The following is a 25955-nucleotide window of genomic DNA, read 5'->3' on the forward strand; positions in this document are numbered from 1 at the left end:
GGCTTGCGATGTTATGGAAATTATCATTAACCGGAATCAAAGGACGCTTTAAAGATTATTTCGTCCTATTCTCCGGGCTCATTATGGCCAGCGCTATTTTCTATATGTTTGAAGCGATGGCGTTGAATAAGGATTTTGTCACTGGTAATTCACCCGTTCAAGCGACGGCGATTATTTTTCAAATCGGTTCAGTGTTACTCGGGATGATTGCTTTGGTCTATGTCATGTACGCCAATAGTTTCTTGATGACTATGCGTCGGCGTGATTACGGGATGTTTATGATGCTCGGGGCTAAAGGCCGTAAGATTGCGCAACTGATTGCGACTGAAACAATTGTGATTGGCACGTTGGCCACCCTTGTTGGAACAGCGCTCGGGGTGGGCTTAACGCAAATTGTGAGTCAATTTTTGATTAAGCGGCTAGACGCTGCGGTGCAACATTTTTCACCGTTTTATTTCCCAGCAGTGTTAGTAACATTAGGCTTTTTCATTATCTTGTTTATCGTTGCGGCGGTGTTTAATCAATTTCAATTATTGAAGACGCCGGTTTTACGATTGTTACATGATGATCAACAACCTAATCGGGTTCATAATAATCCGTGGTGGGCTGCTATTCAGATTATTTTGGGCCTCAGCTTTATCACAATTGGTTATTTGATGATGGTCAAATTTGCCATTTTCTTAATTCCGGGTTTGGTCGTGGCACTGTTCACGATTACCTCGGGGACCTATTTGTTGTTTAACGCCTTTTTCAGTTGGTTAATCAAGCTTTTGAAGAAGAGTGCTTGGTTAACGAATCGCGGGTTGAACAACTTTACGTTAGCCCAACTCGGTTTTCGAATTAAGGATTATACGAAGATATTAGCGTTAGTCGCGATGTTATTTGCTTTAGCATTAGGTGCGATTACGGTCGGCATTGGCTATCAAAGTGAGATTCCAAAGATGGCTTCGGCCACCAGTGCCTACGACGTGGTTTTGAACCAACCGACGAAGGCTGCCCAAAAGAAAGCCGCTCAGTTAACGGGGGTTGAAGTTCAAGCAACCTATCATACTAAAGAAGTCGGGCAAACGATTTATTATCAACAAGCTGAATTTGTTGAAGCCCCCTTGTTGAAACAGGTCTACCCTAAATCGACCGGTGGCTTATCTATGAAGTTACCTAAGACTGAGGAAATGAGTACCACTGAATTAACGAAACAAATTGGCGATGGTTACACGGTTCGGAGTTTACAAGTTCCCGATCAATTCGCCAAACAAGCGAAATTAGTTTCAGCGGCGGATTTTGATCAGTTGCAAGCGTCAACTAAGACCGTTCAAGTTTATCAAGTGGCCGATTTTGCCGCGAATTTACCATTGATTAAACAAATAGATCGACTACAAATTGCGGCCAATCCAAGTTTACAAAAAAATCCAGATTTAAGTAGCAGTAAGTATACGGGCTATACGATGCTCAATGGCATCTTTAGTGGTCTTGAATTTATGGGCTTCTTCTTAGGCATTGCCTTTTTAGCAATGTTAGCGAGCTGCTTAATGTTTAAGATTCTTTCTGGTGCCGCTAGCGATGTTAAACGCTACACGATGTTGGATAAAATCGGGACCCGGAAAGGTTTGTTACGCCAATCGATTGCCAAAGAAATTGGGGTTTTATTCCTCTTACCAGGAATTGTCGGTGTGATTCACGTGTTATTCGGGTTACAACTCTTTAAGACCATCATGCTCGATCCATACCATAATTTATGGTTACCGTTTGGGATTTTCATTGTTTTATACGGTTTGTATTACGTATTAACCACATGGTTGTACCAAGGGATTGTTTTGAAGAAGCAAGATTAAATCGATATAAAAAAGCTCAGCAAACGCCGCGATTGGGCAATTTGCTGAGCTTTTTGGGCATTAAAGTGTCGTTTCATTATAAGTCAGAACATCGACGCCTTCATCCGTTAGGACAATTTTGGTAATACTGCCGTTCATTGGACTAACGCTGACATCGAATTGACCTTGGCCAAATTTACCGACGATGCTGCGAATGGTCGTGCCATGACTGACCATCAGAACTTTGTCGCCATCGGTACATTCTGTTCGGAGCTGTTTGAAGCCTTTACCAATCCGCGCCCAATATTCAACGGCGTTTTCGGCATCGTGGAAGGGATCGGCTGCTTTCATAAAGTCTTTAGAAGCATCGAGCGAGTATTTAGTAATGATCTCCTTAAAAGTTTGAGCATCATGGCCAGCACCAGTCATGTACCAAGCCTTATGCGAATCTTCGCCTTCAAAATAGCCGTAGAATTCTTCGCGAAAATGGGGGGTAATCGTATAGGGTGTATCAAGGTAAAAACTCTTACCTAGGATAATGCGGGCCGTATCCATCGCCCGGCTACGATCACTCGAATAGGCTTGGGCAAAATTAATCTTGGAGAGTTCTTTGCCAGCTAATTCAGCGTCGGCGATACCTTTAGGCGTTAATGGACTATCCGACCAACCTTGCATCCGGTTATACCGGTTAAAAAAAGTTTGGCCATGACGAACTAAATAGACAGTAATACGTTTCATGTAACGACCTCCAACTCAATCAGTTATTAACCTTATTTTAGCATAGATAGCGCTTTAATATTAGCGTAAATTCATAGAATTGAAGGGGAGTGGGCGAATTGGTATAATGATTAAGCAATATTATAGAAAAATATTCTCATAATTTGATATAGAAGGTGGTTAACCATCCTTTTAATTGGAAGCAAAATATGCTAGTTTATTAATTAAAATAATAATATTAAAACATAAAACGTTTAATATAGATGAGGGATTAGAGAATGGCGCAAGTAGCGAATGAACGACTATTATTAGAAGAATGGTATATCCAAGTAGTGCGAATTTATAATGATATCAACCAATTAACGGAATGTTATGGATTGAATTATGAACAGTACTTAATTTTGAAGAAGGTTGACAACGATGAGGCCATTGAAGTGATGAAACTGGCGCAAATTTTGGCGGTTAGCAATCCGGCTATTTCACGTAAAGTGAATATCTTATACAGTAAGAAATTAATTACTAAGGAACGTAAAGACGAAACCGATCAGCGCAAAGTCTTTATCGCATTGAGTGAAGCGGGGCAACAGTTGACGCATCAGTTAACGGCTGAACTAGATGAATTATTGCGAGATTATCAACAATCACATCGCTCAAATTTAGGCCAATTATTTGATGAAACGAAGCAATTAGAAGGCTTTTTAAGTCAGAGAGTACAAAAAATGGTTTAACTAAGAGCCGTTAAAAAAGACGCCATCATCCGGAAATAAGCGGATGATGGCGTGTTTTTTAGGTTAATCCGTAGAAGCTAAACGGCTGAGTCAGCACTCTTAATCAAAACGTGCTTCTCGAGTAGCCTTTTCCGGTTAACTACAAAACAGGCATTATGGGTTAAGAACGCTCCCATAATGCCTGTTTTTAGGTTAATCCTCAAAGTCTAAGCAACTCGAGTCAGCACTCTTAATCTTTGAAATTATTATCTTCAACGTCCTTGATGAACGTCTTCAAGTGATCGAAGTAGACTGGTGCGTTGTCGATCATATGATGATGGCCGCCGTTTGGTGTTGTGACCAAACGTGCGTGTGGAATCTTTTCTGCCATGATTTTAGCGGTCGCAATTGGCATTGTTTCGTGTTCGCCAAATGTGATTAACGTTGGCACGGTAATCTTGTGGAGTTGGTCACGGAAATGCCAATCCTTTAATTTACCAGTCACAACGAATTCGTTGTCGCCTTGGAAGACGCCATAAACATCTGTCGCCATGGTTGAGATTAAATGTGAAATCGCTAATGGTTGTTTACGATCGACATAACCAGCATCTAGTTTATCAACTAAAGCTTGGTATTGGTCGTTATTGTAATCATTTTTAGCTTCACAATCTTGCATGAATTTTAATTGTTCAGGCGTCATGATATGTTCACGAATCTTGTTGATGTTTGTGACATATTCGTCGATTTCATCAACCATACTTGAGATGATGGCACCCTTTAAATGTTGGCCGTATTTAGCAGCGTACATTTGAACTAAAGCGCCACCCCATGATTGGCCGATTAAATAGAAATTGTCGATGCCGAGTTTTTGACGGACTTCTTCAATTTCATCTAAGAAATAATCATAAGTTAATAACTGGTCATTGCCTGGTTTTGAATAATCAGGTTGATCAGAATAAAACGAACCAAGTTGATCATACATATGAACTTGCACGCCAAGGTCAGCTAATTCTTCACCAAAGTTTTCCCAGTATTCGTGATTGCCACCAGGGCCGCCGTGTAGGCATAATAAGTGAATGTCGCCAGTTCCTTGGGTATTAGTCCATAAATGATAACCGTTATCCAATGTGAGGATTGTTGTTCCTTGTTTCATATCTGCACCATCCTTTAATTATGATATTTTCATTATAAACCTATTAGAGAGGATGCGCGAGTGTTAATCGCACATGATCATTGAGATGAATTTGGGGGTCACCACGCGGCGTGATTAAGACGATGACTCATGCGCGGTTTTCCATGATCAAAAGCCTTTCAACACCTAATAAGTTGTTTAGAAGCACATACTAGTTAGCTGAGAAATTAAAGGTCGTCCTTTGGGTCAATTTACAAATGAAATTAACATGCTAGAATGGAAGGTACGATATTTTGGAAAACGGGGTCGGACAGATGAAAATTAAAGAAAGTTGTGCCATTGGGTTGTTTGCTTTTTTGGGTGGCATTAGCCGCTATTTAATCGGCTTGGGCTTCAACTCCAGCGGTGGTTTTCCGTACGGGACGTTAGCGGTCAATTTAATCGGGGCGTTTTGTCTGCCGTTTTTAATGCGTTATGTCATCGTCCATTATCATTTGAACGACCAATTAGCGTTAGCCATCGGGACCGGTTTTTTTGGGGCGTTTACGACTTTTTCATCGTTTAGCGTTGACGCGTTGCGGTTATTGCAAAATCACCAACTGGCCGCTTTTGGTTGGTATCTCGGTATTAGCCTGATTGGTGGGGTCGCTTGCAGTTTATTAGCCGATTATTGGGCCGTTAAGCTGCTTGCTAAGCACGGCGAAGTGCAGGTGGTCAAATGATGACGATTCTATTAGTCGGCTGTGGTGCGGCAATTGGGGCGATTCTACGCTATCAATTAACTAGAGTCGGCACTCAGATTGCTAGCGAATTTCCATTAATTACGTTTTTGATTAACTTAACCGGGAGTTTTGCACTCGGCTGGTTGACCGCCGCGCAACTGGGGTCACCATTGACGACTTTTTTCGGAGTCGGTATGCTTGGCGGCTATACGACGTTTTCAACGTTCAATAGCGAGTTGAGTCAATTGTGGTTCCGCCAGCGCTATCATATTTTCTTTGGCTATTTAGGATTAACTTATGGTTTGGGAATTTTGGTTGCCGCGGCAGGCTATTTAATCGGCCAACCATAAAACGAGTGGTTTTACTCGCACTCTTGTGAAATAAGTGTTAAACTATTTAAACTGTTTATTTAGAAATTTGGAGGCATTTGCTTTGACTGACGTACAAAAATCATTAGAACAAAGCCGTTTAAACGAAATTGTGGCCCTGGTCAAAACGGCTGAAAAGCATTTTGAGGGTGCGGTTAAACGCGCTAAATCGGAAGAACAAGAAATTAACGAAAACTTCTTTAATGATGTTCGCCTTAATTTTAATAATGATTCAGCGATGACCGAAACTGCCGTCTCAATTGAACAACAACGGCAAATGCTACAAGAACGAAATCATTCTTGGCAACAATCTTCCCGCCAATTAGCGACTTTACAGAAAATGGAAAAGACGCCTTATTTCGCGCGGATTGATTTTAAAGAAAAAGGCGAACCAAAATCGGAATCAATCTACATCGGTTTGGGTTCATTTACGGACAGCGATGATCATTTCTTAATCTATGATTGGCGGGCACCGATTTCATCGATTTATTATGAAGGTCGGACGGGCGATGTCACTTACCAAACACCAGACGGTCCGCAAGACGTCAACATTTCGCTGAAACGCCAATTCTTAATCGAAGACGGCCAGATTAAGGCGTTATTTGATACGCAAGAAACGATTGGCGATCAAATGTTGCTCGAAGTCCTGGGTGAAAAGTCTGATACGCAGATGAAGACGATTGTGACCACGATTCAACGCGAACAAAATCAGATTATCCGTAATACTGATGCCGACCTCTTATTTGTTCAAGGCGCCGCTGGTTCCGGGAAAACGTCTGCGATTCTCCAACGAATTGCCTTCTTGTTATACCGGTATCGCGGTAACTTGGATTCAAGCCAAGTCATCATGTTCTCACCAAACCAATTATTTAACGATTATATCGCCGATGTATTACCTGAATTAGGCGAACAAAATATGATTCAGATGACCTATTTCCAATACGTCGCACGGCGTTTACCGAACCTTGATGTACAAAGTTTATTTGACCAATTCGAAACACCGATTTCAGAAACGGACGGTCGGATTAGCCGGTTGAAAGAAAGCTTAGTCTTCTACAAAGCCGTTAAGAAATACGCGCGTTTTTTGGAAACCGAAGGCATGCGTTTTCGGGATTTGAAAGTTAGCGGTCGGCCAATCATTACGAAAGAAAAAATTGCCGAAGTTTACTATAGCTTCAACGAGAATTACCATCTCGGCAATCGCTTAGACGGGACCAAAGAAAAACTGTTGCGGAGTTTGAGCCATAAGATGAGTCACGAAACCAAAGCCGAATGGGTGGCTGAACGGGCTGAAAATCTCAGCGATGAAGAATTACGCGAATTGATGGCCGGCAAAGACTTTAAAACCGGTGGGGATGAGAACCAATACATCGCCAAGCAAATCGTTTTAAAGGCCTTCAAACCATTACAAAAATCAATTCAACGCAACCGTTTCTTGAGCATCCAAGCCCAATACGTCCAATTTATGCGGGTCGTGCCTCAATTAGTTAAGTTAGCTGATTTTGGTTTAACTGAAGCCGATTGGCAAGCTCACGTCACCAAATTTTTGGACCAATTAAAGGCCAAAAAGATCACCTTGGCTGACGTCACGCCATATCTGCATCTCTATGATTTAATGACCGGTAAACACGGCGAACGCGACATGCGTTTCGTCTTTATCGATGAAATTCAAGACTATACGCCGTACGAATTGGCGTTCTTGAAACTCCACTTCCCGAAAGCGCGGTTCACCCTATTAGGGGATTTAAACCAAGCCATTTTCACCAAAGGTAATAGCTCGAACCTCTTACAACAGGTCCAACAACTGTTCGACGCGCAAAATACCAAAGTCGTTCAATTAACCCGGTCATACCGTTCGACGCAACAAGTCACCGACTTCACCAAGGGTCTCCTAAAGGGTGGTCAAAAAATTGAAGCCTTCAACCGGGTTGGCGACAAACCAAACTTAATTGTGCGTCAACAAGAAGCTGATTTAGTGGCGGACGTGCAGCGCCAAGTAGCGGCCAACACGGCTGAACAGTTGACGACGGCGATTATCGCCAAGACCTTGGAACAAGCCCAGGCGTTGACTGAACAACTCAAGGCGGCCGGTACGCAAGTCACGTTGATTCGTTCCGAAAATCAACGCTTAGCGGTTGGCACCTTGGTTGTCCCTAGCTTCTTAGCGAAAGGCTTGGAATTCGATGCGATTATTGGTTGGCAAATTAGTGCCGCTAATTATAACCACGAAGATCAACGTCAATTGCTGTATACGATTTGTTCACGGGCGATGCATCGCTTAACGTTGCTCGCAACTGATGAACTATCACCACTCTTAGAAACGGTTAGTGCTGATTTATACACCGTGAATCGTGATTAGACGACTGAGTGCCCACAGCTACGGTTTGATTCTGAGCATTAGCCTAGTTTCGTGAATAAGTCCGGTTTATGGGCTTGTTTACGAAACGTTGCTAAGCACAGGAATCAGTGGGTGTTGGCACGTTAAAGAAGTAAGTGTGTTGAGTTGTTGCAACTCATAAAGCACGTTATCAATTGCCTATCGAGTTGAAATAACTGATTATCCCGAAATAAGGATAATCAGTTATTTTGATTTGAACAGAGACTGATGCCTTCTGGCGCAGCTTGTCTTTTACAGATAAAAGTGACAAATCGTTGTTTTTTCGGGATTTTCGCGTTGATTTTGGCCGAACTATGGTAGAATGAAAACGTTTAGCACTTAGTTAATTTCCAGGAGGATAACCAGCATGAAAAACGAGATGAATTATTACGAAATCTCGCGGGATGAATGGCAGACGTTTCATGGTCACGGCCAAGAATTTACCGACGTGACCGCTGCCGAATTGCAACAGATCAGTGGTTTGAACGATCGAATCTCACTGGCCGACGTCAGCGATATCTACATTCCACTCCGTCATTTATTACAAATTAATTTTGATCAATTCCAACAACAACAAACCCAGAAATCAACATTTCTGAATATTCAATCACACAAGACACCCTTTGTCATCGGGATTGCCGGCAGTGTCGCTGTCGGCAAGAGTACGACGGCCCGTTTATTACAATTACTATTGAGCCGGGTCTATCCGGATAAAAAGGTCCAGATGATGACGACCGATGGCTTCTTGTACCCAACCACCGTTCTCAAACAAAAGGGGATTCTGGATAAAAAAGGCTTCCCCGAAAGTTATGATATGCCAAAACTGATTAATTTCATGAATGAAGTCAAGAATAATATCGGGCCGGTCAAAGCACCCCAGTATTCACACCAGATTTACGATATCGTGCCCGATGAATTCGACGTGATTGATGATCCGGATATCTTGATTGTCGAAGGCATCAACGTTTTACAGTTGCCGTCGACCGAACAAATTTACATCAGCGATTTCTTCGATTTCTCGGTCTACGTCGATGCGCAACCGACGTTGATTGAAAAGTGGTTTTTGGAACGCTTTGATCTGTTACTCGATTTGGCCAAGGATGATCCGACCAATTATTATTATCCGTACGCGATTAGTGACCGGGCCAGCGCCTTTAAAATGGCGCGACGGGTTTGGCGCGATATTAACCTGCGTAATCTGAACGATTATATTTTACCGACCCGCAATCGGGCCGATGTTATTTTGCATAAAACGAAACATCACGTGATTGACAAGGTATTTCTACGGAAATATTGATCTTAGAATGAGATTTTTCAAAGTAATGTTGTCAATCCATTGACGTTTTCATAAACTATCAGTAAAATAAATACAATATAAATAATTAATTAGCTTTAGTAGTATGCAGCTTTTATAAAAAAGGAGTGAGTGGTTTGGCCCAAACAGACATGCAAGATTTTGATAAAATTATCGTCTTGGATTACGGTAGTCAGTATAATCAACTGATTACCCGTCGGATTCGTGAATTTGGTATCTTCTCAGAATTGATGCCTAATACGACAACCGCAGCAGAAATCAAGAAGATCGCCCCTAAAGGGATTGTTTTCTCAGGCGGCCCAATGAGCGTCTATGATGATGGTGCTTTTTCAGTGGATCCTGGAATTTTTGAATTAGGGATTCCAATTCTCGGAATTTGTTACGGGATGCAATTGATCAGTTATAAAAATGGCGGCAGCGTTGAAGCGTCAACTGAACGTGAATACGGTAAAGCTGAAATCACCGTGACCGACAAAGACAGCGATTTGTTCAAGGGTCTTCCTGAAAAACAAACCGTTTGGATGAGTCATGGCGATAAAGTAACGTCAATTCCAGCCGGTTTCGTCACCGTTGCTGAAAGTGATAACACGCCATTTACAGCCATTGAAAACCGAGCTAAACAGATTTACGGCATTCAATTTCATACTGAAGTTCAAAACACGCAATTTGGGAACGAAATTCTGAAGAATTTTGCCTTCAACGTTTGTGGTGCTGAAAACAACTGGACAATGTCTGATTTCATCGACATGCAAATCGCTCAGATTCGCGAAACGGTCGGTGACAAAAAAGTCTTGCTTGGTTTATCAGGTGGCGTTGATTCATCAGTCGTTGGTGTCTTGTTACACCGCGCGATTGGCGATCAATTAGTCAGCATCTTCGTTGATCACGGTTTACTCCGTAAAGGCGAAGTTGAAGACGTCATGACTAGTTTAGGCGGCAAATTCGGTTTGAATATCATTCAAGTCGATGCGCGTGAACGTTTCATGACTAAATTAGAGGGCGTTTCTGATCCTGAAAAGAAACGTAAGATTATTGGTAACGAATTTATCCAAGTTTTCGATGAAGAAGCGACGAAGTTAAACGGGATTGATTTCTTAGCCCAAGGGACTTTGTATACCGATATCATCGAAAGTGGAACGAGTACTGCCACGACCATCAAATCACATCATAACGTCGGTGGTTTACCAGACGACATGCAATTTAGCTTAATCGAACCTTTAAAGACGTTATTTAAAGATGAAGTTCGTGAATTAGGTGAAAAATTAGGCATGCCACATCCACTTGTTTGGCGCCAACCATTCCCAGGCCCTGGTCTTGGGATTCGGGTCCTCGGTGCAGTCACTGAAGACAAGTTGAAGATTGTCCGCGATAGCGATTTCATTCTTCGCGAAGAATTCGCTTTAGCTGGCCTCGACAAAGAAGTTTGGCAATATTTCACCGTCTTACCTGGCATCCGCAGTGTCGGCGTCATGGGTGATGGTCGCACTTACGATTACACCGTCGGCATTCGCGCCGTCAACTCAATTGATGGCATGACTGCGGACTTCTCAAGATTACCTTGGGACGTCTTACAAAAAGTTTCAGTCCGCATCGTCAACGAAGTCGATCACGTCAATCGCATCGTGTATGATATAACGAGCAAGCCACCAGCTACGGTAGAGTGGGAATAAATTAAAATAAACGTCTGTTATACTCTTATACAAGAGATGGCAGACGTTTTTTGTATTTTAAATCATCTAAATTGTAGTGAGTATGGGACTATATAATTAATAAATATAGGGATTATTGATGGATAATTAGAGATCAGATAAAAATTTAAGCTAGGGATTTTTTTGATTCCTGATCATTAAGTAACTACTTCCATATTGATCTTTTGATGGGTTCAAGGATATTGGAAATGAGTAGAAAAGCGACTTAAAAAGTTATTGCCTACTATTCTATAATATAGGTTCAAAATCCAACCATATGAGTAAAAATTAGATATTAATACAATGTAAGTTCTATAACTAAAAATAAGCGGTGTCAATTATGGAATCGGACTGATTGATAAAAGTAGTAATTCTAAGCTGTATGCTCTATGAAATGCACTGCACTTTTACTATAATGAAAGTGATATAGACACAAAAACCTAAAGATAGGATAGGTGGCTAATAATGGATTATTCTAATGTAATGTATGAAGAATTTAGAGATTCAATAAGAGATCAAAGATCACAAGGTAGCGAATGGAAGGATATTCATAATACTTATGAAACCCCAGATGAATTAGCAATGGGACTTAAAATATTACGTAAACGTGGAAAGTTTGATGGGGAAATCTCGCTACAGAATTGGAATGAGCTTGTTGATTATATGGAGTCTATCGAAAAGAAGACATCTTTAACAAAATTAACGCGTCACTCAGGTAATGATGCGAAGGTACCGACAAGATCCGGTTCACAGTGGGTAAACTATCGGGAAAAATTACGTAACAATGGTTTTTCTGAAACATCAGTGAACGAAATTCAAAAGTCTGTACATACAATTCTCCAACAGCTAGATTCCAATACGTATATTGAAAATGATGAAAATCATAGTGGACGTGCTGTAAAAGGATTAGTGGTGGGGAATGTTCAGTCAGGCAAAACAGCAAATATGGCTGGACTTATTTCGATGGCAGCCGACTTAGGATTTAACTATTTTATTATTTTCTCAGGGATTATTGATAATTTAAGAAAACAAACTGAGGATAGAATGTATGATGATTTAAATATTCCCGGGACCAATTTATCTTGGAATCGAATTGCTAATCCGAGTTCTGCAGAAAAAGCACCAGAGCATAAATGGTCTAATATAGAACTTAGTAAGGATAGTAAGCAAAGATATTTTACAGTTTGTTTGAAGAATACAGTAAGAATGAAACAACTGAAGCAATGGTTATATAAGTCCAAATCAGCACGTGCTGGACTTAAAGTTTTAATTATTGATGATGAAGCTGACCAAGGAAGTATCAACACTAAGTCGATTAATTTTGATGAGGATGACGAAATTAATCGGACACAAATTAATCAGCATATGTTGGATATTGTAAATGGATTTCAAGATAAAAAATTACGGGCTGTTAATTATGTTAGTTATACAGCGACACCATTTGCAAATATTTTAAATGAGGTTGGTGAGGAATCGCTATATCCAAGGGATTTTATTGTTCAGTTGACACCGTCAGATGATTATATTGGACCAAAACAGATATTTGGCTTAGAACAACCGGAAACAAATAGTGCAGTAGATATTATTTCATCTATACCAGATGATGACGTTCTTGCTATTAAAGATATTCAAAAAGGCGAAATGGATGAAATCCCAAACTCATTTAAAGATGCGTTGGATTGGTATTTCGTTGCTTCATGTGCATTGAGAGTTTTAAATTTTAAAAAGCCGACATCAATGTTGATTCATACTAGTCAAAAAAAGATTGATCATGAAAATATTAGAAATTCGGTAGAGAAATATTTATTGGAAAGAGCACGAAATAAGCATGAGTACGTTAACCATCTTGAAGAAATATATCGGCGAGAAAGATTAGATTTCAAACGGAATAATTTTTTAGATGGTATGCCGAAATATTCTAATCCAAAAATTGTACCAGTTTACCCCAAATGGGAAGATGTTCGTGAAGAAGTTCAACGTGTGTTGGACGATAAAGATCACTATGTTTCTACAGTTAAAATTGATGATAATGGTGAGTTACACTATCATCGTGGATTTCATATGGTTGTAGATAACAGTAGTCCTCAAGTGAAAAGGGATGAGCAGTTACGCTTGATCTATCCTGAAAAGGGCAAGGCAGAGTTTGTACCGATGTTTATTGTTATCGGAGGCAATACGCTATCGAGAGGATTAACACTCAGTGGTTTAATTACATCTTACTTTACTAGAGCAACGAGCCAAGCGGACACTCTCATGCAAATGGGACGTTGGTTTGGTTATCGGCAAAAGTATGAAATATTTCCGCGTGTATGGTTAACGAATATTATTAAAGAACGGTTTGATTTTATGAGTCAAATGGTGGATGATCTACGGGAAGAAATCATTGAAATGTCAGAACGGGGAACTTTTTCACCAGAAGATTATCGACCAAAAGTGAATTACTCACCATCATTGCAATTTTTAAGAGTGACGGCAAGTAATAAGATGCAGAGTGCTGAAGAAGCAGAAGTTGATTTTACCGGTTTTAATAAACAAACAGTTCTCTTTAAAGACGATACTGAGATTTTAAAATCAAATATTAATCTAACGAGTCAATTTCTGAATGATTTGGATAATTTTAATAGTAGCAGCGCCGGTCGAGGCTATTTAAATTGGACTGATGTTCCATTTGAAAAGATATGTGAATACTTAGAGGACTTCAATTTTGCAGAAGAAGATACTACTTTTAATAATATTAGAGGGCTTTTAAAATGGTATACAGATATTGCAGAGTCTGATCCCAATAGTTTCACTGGTTGGGATGTTGTGTTTAGTTCAACTAAAGAGATCCCAAATGCCAGCCCAACATCGGATTGGAACATCGAGGGATATGCACCTCGAGCAATTACCCGTACAGCCAAAATGAAAAGCTCTGAAGGGTTGGTAAGTATCGGTGCGCTACGTACGCCAGTGGATTTATACGCAGATTTGAATTTGACTACGCGTGAGTTAAACGATCAATTGAGGGAATCTGAAAGATTAGCTCAACAACATGTTATGCGGAGAATTCGATATGAGAATGACTATGGGAAAACCCCATTATTAGTTATCTATCGGATTGATAAGGATTCAAAAGCTAAAGAAAATACTAAACGTCAGGATTTAGAGTTTTCAGAAGATATTATCGGAATGAATTTATTAATTCCAAGTCAGTTAAATCCAAATAGTAATGGTAAAGAACATGTTACAAAAATACGGATTAAGCGTCCTGAAATTTCAGAAGATTTAGATCAAGACGAATAAATTAGGAGACTAGAATGCAAATATACAAGTTACCACGTAGTTTAATGGCCCAAGATGGCAAAGGTATTTTGCGAAGTCTACAAAATGAGAATATGCCTTATGCTGATATTGTGATTCGTGAGGCCCTTCAAAATAGTTTAGACGCAACGAGTAAAGATACTGATGAGACAATTGTTGAAATACAGACGAATGAATTTAATAGTGCTGCTGTAGCGCATCATTTTGAAGAAGTTGAATTTGAATTAATGAAAAGATATCCTGGTGAGCAACTTGCTTTAGTTTTAAAGGATAAGAATACATCCGGTTTGAGTGGGTCCATTGACATTCGAACAGATAATGATGCAGAACTGAAACAAAGTAAATTCTATAAATTAGTTTATGGACTTTCGATGAATCAAGATGAACAAGGTGCTGGTGGTTCATGGGGACTAGGAAAAACAAGCTATTTTAGAGTTGGTGCAGGTATTGTTATTTACTATACACGGGTGAAACTAGCTGATGGAACCTACCAAGAACGTTTAGCGGGGTCGCTAATTGAAAATCCAGCTGATGAGAATCCATTACTGGATTCAAAGATGGGTCTTGCATGGTGGGGAGAGAATAATTTTGATGGTTTAGGGACACATCCAATTGTGGACGCAACACAGATTAAAGCTATTATTTCGGATTTAGGTGTTGAACCATATGTGGATGATGAAACTGGGACAACGATCATTATTCCGTATATTGATAGAGATAAGTTAACAAATGACAGAAGTACAGATGATGAAAAAATTCCATGGTACGCAACTGAGCTTAACACTTCATTAAAATTAGCGGTACAGAGATGGTATGGGCCGCGCATATTAAATAATAAATATTATCAAGAAACTGGCAATTCTGAGTTAACCGTTTCTGTAAATGGTGATTATGCACAGCCAGCGGAGTTTGAGCAGACTTTTAGAATTTTTAGAAGGCTATATGATAGTGCTTTAACAGGGGAATCAGTTAAGTCTGATATAGAAGTTAAAGAAATAACTGGTTTGAGAAGAGCACTCACTAGTACAACTGAAGTATTGGGACGAGTGGCGTTTACACAGGTTTCCTTTGAAGAACTCCATTTAGTAGGTAGTGATCGGGATTTAACCCCTAGTCAGTATGCAGGTGTTGAAAATGATGATGATGGACAACAGGGCCAAGGAATTATTGCATATAGTCGTAAGCCAGGTATGGTTGTTGAATATGTTAATGATGCATCGCCGTGGATGCAAAAAGTAAATATTCCAGATAATACTTATTTATTAGCTTTTTTTGTTCCTATTAGTTCGGCTAAACTTCATTCGGATTACAATAAGAATGGCTATAATGTATTGGAAGATTATTTGAGAGATACTGAAAATGCAGATCATGCTGAGTGGAAAGATAAAACTAATATTACCCTAATCAAAAGAATCCGGGATCGGATTTCAGGCTCATTACGAGAAGTTGTTAATCAAAATGAGCAAAACACAATGAGTTCGAGAACTTCGAACCTGTCGCGTCAAGTTGGACAATCAATATTGCCACCATCTGGTTGGGGAAAAACTGGATCACTTACTGATGATAGTAACGGTAGCGATGGGGATGATACCAAGTCGGGCGCTTCACATGCATCTCAACAAAGTGATATAAAGATTGTGAACGTTGTAAGACTTAGTAGTGAACAATTACGTGTAGAGTATGAAGCGTTATTAACAAAATGTTCCAATGATATAATTACAATTGAAGTACTAACAAATGATGGATTGATGAACGAGGAAAAATGGAATAGCCAATTAGAAGGCGTTGTACCATTTCCGTTTGAATTTAGTGGTTCAACAATCAGTGAGACTGATAGTGGTATTATGGAAACGGCTAATATGGTAGTAATTAAAGAAGTGCCGGATGGTATGCACAGTGAATTAAAAATTACCAATAATTTAGATAATAATGTAACGATTAATGGCGCATTAGTTATAAAGGTAAGAGATTTTAGCATACAACCAAGTATCCATATTAGGAATAAAACTACTAAGGAGGGGAATAAGTAGTGAATGCTCATATAGTTCCGTTATACGCGGTTATAACAAAGACGTTACAACGAACGGTGGGTTACAAAAAAACTCCTCTGCAGATGATGTATACAAGTCGAGACAACGAGGAATATGAAATTGATATTAGTTCGGCTACAATTTCAGATCCAATTGTGATTAATGAATTTGAACCTCGTTGGAGTCCGGAAGACAATGATTTAATACTAAGTATGGAGTTTAGTTTTAAGAAACCTAGTGGGCTTTTTGGATATTCTGGTGTAACAGCTAGCACCAATAAACTAGCAGTAGGCTATACAATGGCTTCAAAAACATCTGGATTTCAAGAAACTGGTAAAATTGGTAGTATTCCTAATCAGGATAGTGAGTGTGTTATTGAATTTGAAAAAAAATTTCATAAAGGATCACTACGAGGAAGGTTCTCGATTGAATTTTTTATTTATTTAGAGGAAGCAAGAGTTCGTTTAGATGGACAAGCCGGAATTATCGGTACCCATATGACGACAGACCCATTACTGACCTATCAATTTATTGTTGATGGCAACGGATCGATATTTCCGATTGTTGAAATTGATTGTCCGGGAGGACCATTGTGGAATTTGGACATTCAATGGAGTGATCCAATGATTGATACGTTAGATGAGTCTAGTGTTATTTTAAAGCTCAATAGTGCACATCCGAGATTTAATGGGCTTGTTGATCCCAAGATAAATGCAGATCGATATATCATGAAAGAAATTCTGATTCAAGTAATGACTATGATTATTCAACAAGCATTACAAATTGAAGGCTATGATATAGCCGATTTTGAGGATGCTGAGAATGGAACGGTTGCTAAAATGATATGGTACTGGGTAAAATCATTTAATATTCGGACAAGTAAGAGTGAGTTTGATGCAGTAAGTATTTCAAATTCAATTCGAATGAACGAAGATAAATTTTAGGGAGTTTTAATGATGATTTCATTTCCAAACTATGATCTAAATCACGCACAAAAAGATTTTGATGCAATAGATATCGATTCAATAAAGGATGGTCTATTCTCTGTTCAAAGTGAATTCCAGGAATTACGTCAAGAATTATTGAAATTGTGGGAAAAGGTATACTCTGAACATAATTTAAGTAATGGAATTGAGCATAAGAAATATATAATTGATTTGTACTTTGGGCTAGAGATGTATAAGTTTCTTAATTCAAAAGGGTTAACAAATCGAATGGCAACTGATGATAACATTTGGCGATTCTTATCATTAAAAGTTGTTCCAGACCTTGTTTACATCAGACAAGGGATGAAGGAAGATTATTTTTATAAGAAGACCCGGCGAATCTGGCTCAAGACGATTTATTGGTATATTCATCTTGGTTGGCAAGGAACACCAGAAAAAACAATCTTCATTTTAAAAGATAATTCTACGGATACGATTATGCAATTGGTAGATCGAATTAGTACACTTGGTTATAATATTCCGCTGTACAGAGAAATTATGAAACAGTACGAGGGTAAGACAGATCGAATGGCTTTTCGACATGTTATGATTTTAAACAATGCAAAAACTAGAACAATGTCTCCTGAATTGGCTGAGGGTGAACTAGAGGGTTACGTAGAAGAATTGTATAGTGCAGTTGTTGGTGAAATGTGATGGAGAAGTTTTATGATGCAGCGCTATACCAAAATATAATCTTAAATAATGCTAGAACTGCAGTTAAAATATATATTATTTCAGGGTATGGATCAGCGACGTTCTTAAAGCGGGTTATAACTGAATTTCCAGAACTCAATATAGACTTATATTTAGGAATGACACCTCAAGGAATTAGCCGACGGAATCATATCGGTTTTAAAGCATTGATGGTAAAGTACAATAATTTAAATGTTTTTTATCAAATTAATGAGCCAGTTACGCACATTAAATTGCTTAGTTTTATGTATGCAGATTCAAGGATGATTTCGTTCAATGGTTCAGCTAATTTTACGGAAAATGGCTTTTTAAATTGGCATGAATCAATGAGTGAGACGTTAATCGAATCAGTTACTATTTTTGAACGACAGAAAAAACAGTCTAAGCTATGTACCGATAAATCAGTAGAGCAAGATATTAATATTTATGACGATGAAACTATGAAGGTTGAAGAAGAAATTGACGAGGACGATATTCAAATAAAAGAGAGTATCACAGTTAAACAAGGTAAAAATAAAAGAGCAAAAAATAAATTTACTAAAGGTTCAAAAAAAATATACTATGTTTTTGAAATACCGGTCCTTTTTGAAAATGATAAGCCGCAGCAAGCCGGTATTAATCAGAAGAAGCCTTATTTAACAGCGTCCAACAATGCACCATTTACAGCTATTTTTAAACCGGGGAAGAAAATAACTTTTAAAACAGATGAAAGTTATTTTCTTACAGCCTATGTTGATGAACGGAAATCTAGAAGATTGTATTTTGAACAGGATATTAAAGCCTATATTACAAGTAAGTTGGGTATTTCACAGGAAAAAATGATAGAGTATTCTGATCTTCTAAGATATGGTAAACAACATTTATCGTTAGAGGATAACGGTGATGAAACTTACACTATTCATTTTTAAGGTCACACAAAGGAGGCACAATCTGTTTTCAGATTGCGCCTCCTTTGTGTGCGGGAATTAAATAATTTTACGTTGTGGTATATCAAGATGATGAATGTTCTTAAAAAATAGATTATCTATTTTGTATGTTTGTGTAAATATTTCTTCAAGGACATTTACGACGATGCTGTTTCCGGAGAGTTTAAGTAATTTGGAGTGGCTTAACATTGAGCGACTTTTAGTGACGTTCATATTATTTTGAATTAAACTATCAAAATCTTTTTCATCAAATCCCATCAAAAGGAATGTTTCCCGCGGGGTTAGGTTACGATAGGGTGCTTTGTTACCTTCTAGCTTTAATCTGTGTATTACAATTCCAGCATTTGGATTTCTATCTTGCTTTGTCGTGATAGTTTTTGCAATTGGACCTAATACTTTTTTCCCGCGAGCTAATTTAACAGAGTCGTTATAGATGGCTTCTCTTGATGGCGTCCAATTAGGAGTGCTGTCGATAGCTTCTTGTAAGTACTCGGGGCGTTCCTTGTAGTTTAATCGAAGAAATCCTGAAATATCAGGGTTATCTTTAACTTGATGAAGGTTATTTTTTCGATTGTCCAAAAATTCATGGATTTTATTCCAAGACTTTGGTTGATCTTCAATGAGTACGCTAAGCATGTAGGTTCTAACTCTATTTTGTGGAATTCCAAAATTTTTGGCATTTAGATCAAGATCGTTATAACTTTTATAGCCTAATTTTTCTAATTCTTCTTGCCACATATTAAAATTATCAACATTTCTAGGACTCTTGATAGCAGTCACATTTTCCATTAGTAGAAATCTTGGTTTATTAAGTCCTTGATTATTATATTCTTTTAAAATACGTTCAATTTCCCATAATAACCCAGATCTATTGTGAGCATCACGATCGATACCAGAGAAATTCTTATGCCAGTAAGAACTAATAGAAAGGTCCTGACAGGGAAATGAATAAGTTAACATATCTGCTTCGGGTAGGTCAGCAGCATGGACGGATGAAATATCAACAAGGTTATTGTTGTTCTTGATGCTGTGGTAGATGCCCTTAAGCTTTTCTAAACTCATTCGTTTTAAAGTATATTTACGACCCGTTAAATCTTTAGAAATTGGATTTTTCCCATCCGAACTTAAATTATACAGACTAAGTCGATCTACGAGATCATCTTTTGTTAGATCGTCATACATAGACAGATCTTGTTGGCCGTTATGAATAATGTCATAGGCGTAAATGGCACCAATCTCCCATTCTACTGTTGCAACTATGTTATATTCGTAGCCGGGGATTCTGTTCTGGACGTTTTGGAGTGCCTTAGCTTGTGCGCCGATTCCTGAAAAAGTTTCGATCACTCTTAATACCATATGGACACCCTCCAATCTATTATAATAATAGCAGGTTTACTTGCGAAAGACAAACGTGCGTTCTTTTTGTATCGTATAAGATACACAATGAGGATTATTATAACATTTTTCAAGAGTCTGTGGTTGAGGTGAACTATATATAATTACTACTTTTAGTATTGAAAGCGAACTGGTTAATTAGAAATAATACTAATTATCAAATGTTAATTGATAGTTTAAGGATTAAATATCCATCTATTAATACTTTTTTGTGGCAACGAAAATTTGATAGGTAATAAACTGCTTGTTACTAAAACTGAATATTCTCGGATGAAAAATCATGCCGATGTGTTACTTGTTTTAAAGAATTCTAAATTCGACTATACTCGTAAAATGGCAGAGAATAGTATGATTAGTGAACGAGAAGTTGAAGAATTACAACGTAGCAAGGCTTACTCTGCGGTACAATATTGGCAATAAAATTAATTGAAATAGCGTTTTACTGTATTTAATGTTTGAGGAGTGATTTTTTGGAAACACGTTTTGGGCGGGATTCTTTTTTCGACGGTGGGTTGTTGTCATTGATTGGTTGGACAATTATCGGCACGATCATTACTGTTTGTACGTTGGGGATTTGTTACCCGTGGGCGCTTTGCCTGGTCTACGGTTGGAAGATTAACCATACGGTGATTGAAGGTCATCGGCTGCATTTTAGCGGTAGCGCAGTCGGTCTATTTGGAAATTGGATTAAATGGCTGTTGTTATCAATCATTACTATCGGCATCTACAGTTTCTGGGTTGGGATTAAACTCGAAGACTGGAAAGCCAAGAATACATCGTTTGTCAATTAGTATAAGGCCCCGTCAACTTGAATGATTGTTCAAGTTGATGGGGCCTTTTTGACAATAGAATTTTTTATAATTACAGGTTGCTTTTTCTTTAAAACATGGCTACACTTAACGAGTCCTTATCGTCTATCGGTAACGGATGAAATAAGGCAGTTCGAAACTTCCTGCCTCTAAAAAAAACTAGGTGGTCTTTAATGATGAGAACTGAAAAAAGTAAGAGTTATAATATTACCCTCCCCGCAATTGTTGCGGGGCTATACGTCGTTATTTCGTTAGTATTCGCCCCGCTTAGCTTTGGCGTTGTGCAGTTAAGGTTTGCCGAGATGTTTAATCATTTGGCGGCTTTTAACAAGCGCTATATTTATGCACTCATATTGGGTTGTCTAATGGTTAATCTGTTTAGTCCCTTGGGCATTGTCGATGTCTTGGTTGGCACTTTAGGAACGGCAATTGGGACGGTTTCAACGTATTTATTAACGCGTAAGACGACGAATAATTTAACGCGTTACACGATTGCCACGCTGTGTCAGATTCCGGGCGTACTACTCGTGTCATTGGAGTTGACGATGATTAGTAAGCTGCCATTTTTATTAACGTTTGGCTCGGTCTTAGTGGGCGAATTTTTATCAATGATCGTTGGTGCGGTGGTGATCCAATTTTTAACGACGCGCATTGACTTTATTAATGGAAAAAGGAAGTAATTAAAATGGAATTTAGTGACGCATTGAAGCAATTAAAAAAAGGTCAAAAAATCCGGAGAACCTCTTGGAGTCAAGCCGAAGAATTTGTATTTGAGGTCAAGGACCAACAGTGGCAGGGCCAAGAAATCAATCCCTTCATGTTAATCAAGACGAATGAAACGCCAGCCTATTCAATGTTCCAACCGAATTCATGTGAAGTTTTAGCGAACGATTGGGAGCTCGTTGAGTAATGGCCGTTTACGCTGATTTAAAAGATAAACGGGTCCTAGTGACTGGGGCAGCCGGTGGCATTGGGCAGGCTCAGGTGGAGGCCTTTTTAAAACAAGGCGCCAAGGTCATTGGTGTTGACCGCCGAGAGAGTCAATTGACTGATGCGCATTTAACGTCAGTCAAACTCGATTTAAGTGATCATGCTGCTTTAGTCGCGTTTATGCAGCAATGTGAGGTTGATATCATCTGCAATACTGCTGGCGTATTAGACGATTTTAAGCCAATTACGGAAACCAGTGAGGCTGATTTCGCGGATATTTTACAAACAAATTTGAACGCGGTCTTTACGATTACCAAGCATTTAATTCAACAAAACCGGCCACTCGTGTTTGTTAATATGAGTTCGTATGCAGGGTTGTCGGCTAGCGGTGGGGGCATTAGTTACACGACGTCCAAACACGCGATCAATGGGTTAACGAAAGAGATTGCTTGGGAATATGGTCGCCAAGGTGTTCGGGCCAACGCGATTGCACCGTGTTTAGTGCGGACTGAAATGGCTAAGGTCGATTTTGAAACCGGACTAAACGTTAAATTAGCGGCAGAAACGGTCTTTAATCGCTATGCCGAACCGGCTGAAATTGCGGACCTGACCTTATTTTTAGCGTCCGATAGTTCTAAATATATGACTGGGCAAATCATTAGTATTGATGGTGGTTATGCACTCGGTAAAAATGTGACGATCTAAAAAATAGATTATAGAATAGTGGTCGAATCCGGCTACTAATGCTAAGTGGACTTGTTGACTTGAAGTGTTTTTTCAAGTTAGCGGGTCTTTTTATAAGGGCCTTTAATTTGTGCTATAATCGAAATTAATAGTGGTTTTCTATATCGGAGAGGAGTCAACTTAATGAGTAACGACGTTATTCTTTATCGTACCGATGACGGTCTAACAAAAATTGAGCTGCATTTGACTGATGGGACAGTTTGGTTATCACAACTTGAAATTGCTGAATTATTTCAGACGACTAAAAATAATATTAGCTTACACATCAAGAATATTCTAAGTGACGCTGAACTGGACAGTGTTGGAACTGTTAAGGATTACTTAACAGTTCAAAATGAAGGTGACAGAAAAGTTCAACGGAAAATTATTGTCTATAATCTCGATATGATTCTAGCGATTGGTTATCGCGTACGGTCAGCAAGGGGTGCGCAATTTAGGCGGTATGCGTCGACGATTTTAAAGGAATATTTAATTGAAGGGGCCGCTTTAGATACTGAGAAATTAACCAATAATGTGACCTACTTCAAACAACTACAAAAACGGATTCGAGATATTCGGTCAAGCGAACGTCTTTTTTACCAGCAGGTGCTCGATATATTTGCAACCAGTGTTGATTATGATGGCTCAAATATCGTTGCGAAGACTTTTTTTCAAACGGTTCAAAATAAAATGTTGTTTGCTGTGACCGGTCAAACGGCACCAGAACTAATTTTTTCAAGGTTAGATGCGCAAAAGGATGATTTAGGACTTACGAATTATCAAGGACATTATCCACGAAAATCAGATTTAAAGGTTTCGAAGAACTATTTGAATGAGCAGGAATTAAATCGCCTAAATCTAATTGTTTCGGGGTATCTTGATACAGCGGAATACCAAGCGGAGACCCAAACCGCAATGACGATGGCGGATTGGCAAGCTGAAATTGATCGTTATTTAGATTATCAACGCGCTGATGTTTTGAAAAACAAAGGGGCGGTTAGTCGGCAAACGGCTAATTTAAAAGTTGATCAGGCGTATGAGCATTATCAAAAAAATCATCATGAGGTGACTCAAGTTGATGAAGATTACTTCAAGGCACTAAAAAATGAGATTCATCAGTTAAAAGAGGATTAATTAACAACACAAAAACCTGGTCATCATTCATTTCGCTGAATGATGACCAGGTTTTTAGGGTTAATCAACTGTTAGAAAAACAGTTCACCAATCTTTACCACGAGTGAAATCAGTGCGAGTAGTAAGATTAGCCATTCTGTTTTTGAGAAATGTTTGTAGGCCACTGCGAAAGTTAGTCGTAGATGGCGGCCAAAACTGTTTGCTTGGTGGGTCTCGGGATCATCCCAATGGGTGACAATCAGTGTCAACAGCACCACTAGTGGGATTAAGACCGAAACCGCGGTGAAAAAGCGGGGATTAAAAAAAGAATAAAGTGTCAGTAATAGTGTCAAAATAGCGATGGTTAACGTGAAATTGCGGAGAATTTTCTGAGTCATTAAGTGGTGCTCCTAATCATTGATGATAGTGTTTATTTTTTCAGTATAGCATAAAAAAAGCAGTGTCCCGTCCGTTTTACCGGTCAGGACACTGCTCTTACTACCTATTATTCAAACATTTTCTTAGTCGCACGCATCAAGGTCTTAATGTCGCGATCGTAACGTGGTGTTTCGACTAATTTAGCCATTGGCACACCGGCGAAATGGTACGCGGCAATTTCGCCAGAGCGAACGGCACTTTGTTCGGTGAAAATCATCTGGTAAGGTTGTTCAACGAATTCACCAGTGAAGGCGAGGTTGGTTGAGTGATCAGGGATGACTTCTGGCCGATCGATTTTAGCCCGGTTGTTGAATAGTGCTGAAGCGTATGGCATGTAAACAGGGATGTTATTAATCACACTGTCCATGATTTCGGCTTCTTTTTCGCGAATATTGACGGGTCCGGGATCGACTTTGGCTAATTGGCCAATTAATTCTTGAAGCATGTCTTTACCGGTCATTTCGATGTATGGTTTATCGACAAATTCACCGGTCCGCCGTGGATACAAGAAGTAACCCCAAATAACGGCTTCGTTTGGTTTTTGCGTAGTGAAATGCGGTTGGTGATGAACGACAATCGACATATTGACGTCTTTATGACCTAGCGCGGTAATTGGGCGCGTTGATAGGAATGAGTTTAAGGCGTTCCCAGGTGCTTGGGTCGTAATTCGTTCGATTTCATTTAAGAGAATATGATTTTTAGTCGTCAAGGTGAAGCTGACCCATTCGCTGGCGTTGCGGTCAGCGAAGAATTTGTCAGAATTGCCTAAGTTGTAGAATTGAGAACTGATTTGCTTCCAAAGACCAGCGGCTGCCCCGTAATCCATGTTTTCAGCAGCGGGCGTGTTGTAATCGCCGAGGGTTGCGGAATCAGTAATCGAACCGTTGGTGAAGATGACGGCGGTATCGTCGTCAACGGTGACGTGTTCGACTTCATCGGTATCGAGATTGGTCATCGTCAAACCAGTGACCGTAATTTCATCGGTCATCGTGGTATCTTTGAAGGTCATATCAGTGACGCGCCGATTTAAAACAATTTCGCAACCTTGCGCCTTGAGATAGTTGATGATGGGTAACATGATACTTTCATATTGGTTGTAGCGGGTCCGGTTAACCCCGACTAAGTGTTCGATTTGAGTGAATTCGTAAATCATTTGATGCATGTAACGCCGTAATTCTTGGACAGAACTTTGAATCCGGAAGGCAAAAGTCGTTTCCCACATATACCAGAAATTAGTTTGGAACATGTGTGGATCGTCCTTGAAGTAATCAGCAATCGACACGTTGTCCAATTTTTCTTCTTCAGAATCGGGCATCATAATCAATTTGGTCATCAAGAGCCGGTCTTTGGTGTTGAAACCTAAATGGCCAGCTTCGAGAATTCCTTTGCTGCCTTCGAGTAAGCGTGCTTTATCAAAAGTCCGGTGTTGGGCATCGAAACTGCGGGTGTCTTCAGCAACAGTCATGTTCGGTTCAGTTGCCGATGGAATGCGGTCTAATAAATCCATTAAATCGACATAGGTCCGGTAATTTAACATCCGGCCGCCACGTGCGACATACCCTTGCGTGTTTTCGAGTGGATGATTCTGGTTCCAATATTCATCGACTTGGTCGGAAACGGTTGAACCATCGTTTGAACCGTGGTCATCGATTGAATAGAATTTAATCGCATCGCCTGACCAACCACCTTCTTGAATTAAGTAAACAGCTGCGGCCATATTTGCTAGTCCAGCGCCAATCATTATCGCTTTTTTCTTAATCATAGAATAGCCCCCT

The 25955-nt window shown here is 39.3% G+C and carries 23 protein-coding genes; 18 read left to right on the forward strand and 5 right to left on the reverse strand.

All coding sequences use genetic code 11. The features are described 5' to 3' along the window. Positions 1-8: 8 nt before the first annotated feature. Entirely contained in the window at positions 9-1832 is a 1824-nt protein-coding gene (locus ACVPPQ_RS04915; protein ID WP_463496121.1) for an FtsX-like permease family protein, read from the forward strand. 60 nt (positions 1833-1892) lie between these two features. Here ACVPPQ_RS04915 and ACVPPQ_RS04920 read toward each other — a convergent pair whose 3' ends face one another. After that, entirely contained in the window at positions 1893-2549 is a 657-nt protein-coding gene (locus ACVPPQ_RS04920; RefSeq protein ID WP_463496122.1) for a histidine phosphatase family protein, read from the reverse strand. Between the two features lie 257 nt (positions 2550-2806). Here ACVPPQ_RS04920 and ACVPPQ_RS04925 point away from each other — a divergent pair, with 257 nt between their 5' ends. Then, positions 2807-3256 (forward strand): transcriptional regulator, SarA/Rot family, encoded by a 450-nt coding sequence (locus ACVPPQ_RS04925; protein ID WP_463496124.1) that lies wholly within the window; start codon positions 2807-2809, stop codon positions 3254-3256. Between the two features lie 229 nt (positions 3257-3485). Here the strand turns inward: ACVPPQ_RS04925 and ACVPPQ_RS04930 are convergent, their stop codons facing one another. Beyond that, complete coding sequence (locus ACVPPQ_RS04930) at positions 3486-4388, reverse strand: proline-specific peptidase family protein (RefSeq protein WP_463496126.1); 903 nt, start codon at positions 4386-4388, stop codon at positions 3486-3488. A 293-nt stretch (positions 4389-4681) separates the two neighbouring features. On the opposite strand from ACVPPQ_RS04930, the gene ACVPPQ_RS04935 reads away from it, so the two are divergent. From ACVPPQ_RS04935 to ACVPPQ_RS04980, 10 genes are all read left to right on the forward strand, one after another. Further along, complete coding sequence (locus ACVPPQ_RS04935; RefSeq protein WP_463496128.1) at positions 4682-5089, forward strand: fluoride efflux transporter FluC; 408 nt, start codon at positions 4682-4684, stop codon at positions 5087-5089. Continuing rightward, complete coding sequence (locus tag ACVPPQ_RS04940; protein ID WP_463496130.1) at positions 5089-5439, forward strand: fluoride efflux transporter FluC; 351 nt, start codon at positions 5089-5091, stop codon at positions 5437-5439. The genes ACVPPQ_RS04935 and ACVPPQ_RS04940 overlap by 1 nt, the downstream gene beginning before the upstream one ends. 82 nt (positions 5440-5521) lie before the next feature. Next, positions 5522-7816, forward strand: coding sequence for an RNA polymerase recycling motor HelD (gene helD, locus ACVPPQ_RS04945; protein WP_463496131.1), 2295 nt, complete (start codon positions 5522-5524; stop codon positions 7814-7816). A gap of 385 nt (positions 7817-8201) precedes the next feature. Further along, on the forward strand, positions 8202-9131 hold the full coding sequence (gene coaA / locus ACVPPQ_RS04950) for a type I pantothenate kinase (protein WP_413476121.1): 930 nt from the start codon (positions 8202-8204) through the stop codon (positions 9129-9131). 134 nt (positions 9132-9265) lie between these two features. Then, positions 9266-10819: a glutamine-hydrolyzing GMP synthase gene (gene guaA / locus ACVPPQ_RS04955; RefSeq protein ID WP_463496133.1), complete on the forward strand. Its 1554-nt coding sequence runs from the start codon at positions 9266-9268 to the stop codon at positions 10817-10819. A gap of 483 nt (positions 10820-11302) precedes the next feature. Further along, the gene (locus ACVPPQ_RS04960; protein ID WP_463496135.1) at positions 11303-14119 is read left to right on the forward strand and encodes a Z1 domain-containing protein; all 2817 of its coding nucleotides are present in this window, start codon (positions 11303-11305) and stop codon (positions 14117-14119) included. Between the two features lie 14 nt (positions 14120-14133). After that, positions 14134-16167 (forward strand): hypothetical protein, encoded by a 2034-nt coding sequence (locus ACVPPQ_RS04965; RefSeq protein ID WP_463496136.1) that lies wholly within the window; start codon positions 14134-14136, stop codon positions 16165-16167. 86 nt (positions 16168-16253) lie between these two features. Then, complete coding sequence (locus ACVPPQ_RS04970; protein WP_463496138.1) at positions 16254-17111, forward strand: hypothetical protein; 858 nt, start codon at positions 16254-16256, stop codon at positions 17109-17111. Between the two features lie 12 nt (positions 17112-17123). Continuing rightward, positions 17124-17807, forward strand: coding sequence for a hypothetical protein (locus ACVPPQ_RS04975; protein WP_463496139.1), 684 nt, complete (start codon positions 17124-17126; stop codon positions 17805-17807). Continuing rightward, positions 17807-18754 (forward strand): phospholipase D family protein, encoded by a 948-nt coding sequence (locus ACVPPQ_RS04980; protein ID WP_463496141.1) that lies wholly within the window; start codon positions 17807-17809, stop codon positions 18752-18754. Before ACVPPQ_RS04975 ends, ACVPPQ_RS04980 begins: the two co-directional genes overlap by 1 nt. Positions 18755-18811: 57 nt before the next feature. On the opposite strand, the gene dcm is transcribed toward ACVPPQ_RS04980, so the two are convergent. Continuing rightward, positions 18812-20128 (reverse strand): DNA (cytosine-5-)-methyltransferase, encoded by a 1317-nt coding sequence (gene dcm / locus ACVPPQ_RS04985; protein ID WP_463496142.1) that lies wholly within the window; start codon positions 20126-20128, stop codon positions 18812-18814. A gap of 309 nt (positions 20129-20437) precedes the next feature. Between dcm and ACVPPQ_RS04990 the strand changes: the two genes are divergently transcribed. From ACVPPQ_RS04990 to rhuM, 6 genes are all read left to right on the forward strand, one after another. Further along, on the forward strand, positions 20438-20587 hold the full coding sequence (locus tag ACVPPQ_RS04990) for a hypothetical protein (protein ID WP_463496143.1): 150 nt from the start codon (positions 20438-20440) through the stop codon (positions 20585-20587). A gap of 50 nt (positions 20588-20637) precedes the next feature. After that, positions 20638-20958 carry a DUF898 family protein gene (locus ACVPPQ_RS04995; RefSeq protein ID WP_463496145.1) on the forward strand — a complete coding sequence of 107 codons (321 nt, stop codon included), beginning with the start codon at positions 20638-20640 and terminating at the stop codon, positions 20956-20958. 194 nt (positions 20959-21152) lie between these two features. Beyond that, positions 21153-21656 (forward strand): QueT transporter family protein, encoded by a 504-nt coding sequence (locus ACVPPQ_RS05000; RefSeq protein WP_463496147.1) that lies wholly within the window; start codon positions 21153-21155, stop codon positions 21654-21656. Between the two features lie 5 nt (positions 21657-21661). Continuing rightward, positions 21662-21886 (forward strand): DUF2829 domain-containing protein, encoded by a 225-nt coding sequence (locus ACVPPQ_RS05005; RefSeq protein ID WP_463496149.1) that lies wholly within the window; start codon positions 21662-21664, stop codon positions 21884-21886. After that, the gene (locus tag ACVPPQ_RS05010; RefSeq protein ID WP_463496151.1) at positions 21886-22611 is read left to right on the forward strand and encodes an SDR family oxidoreductase; all 726 of its coding nucleotides are present in this window, start codon (positions 21886-21888) and stop codon (positions 22609-22611) included. The genes ACVPPQ_RS05005 and ACVPPQ_RS05010 overlap by 1 nt, the downstream gene beginning before the upstream one ends. Before the next feature lie 162 nt (positions 22612-22773). Further along, a complete protein-coding gene (gene rhuM / locus ACVPPQ_RS05015; protein ID WP_463496153.1) occupies positions 22774-23763 on the forward strand; it encodes a RhuM family protein in 990 nt (329 codons plus the stop codon). 71 nt (positions 23764-23834) lie between these two features. Here rhuM and ACVPPQ_RS05020 read toward each other — a convergent pair whose 3' ends face one another. Both ACVPPQ_RS05020 and ACVPPQ_RS05025 read right to left on the reverse strand, forming a co-directional pair. After that, entirely contained in the window at positions 23835-24140 is a 306-nt protein-coding gene (locus tag ACVPPQ_RS05020) for a hypothetical protein (protein ID WP_463496154.1), read from the reverse strand. A gap of 107 nt (positions 24141-24247) precedes the next feature. Beyond that, positions 24248-25942, reverse strand: a complete 1695-nt coding sequence (locus tag ACVPPQ_RS05025; RefSeq protein ID WP_463496155.1) for an oleate hydratase — start codon at positions 25940-25942, stop codon at positions 24248-24250. Positions 25943-25955: the final 13 nt, after the last annotated feature.

The organism is Latilactobacillus parafuchuensis, from assembly GCF_055271665.1.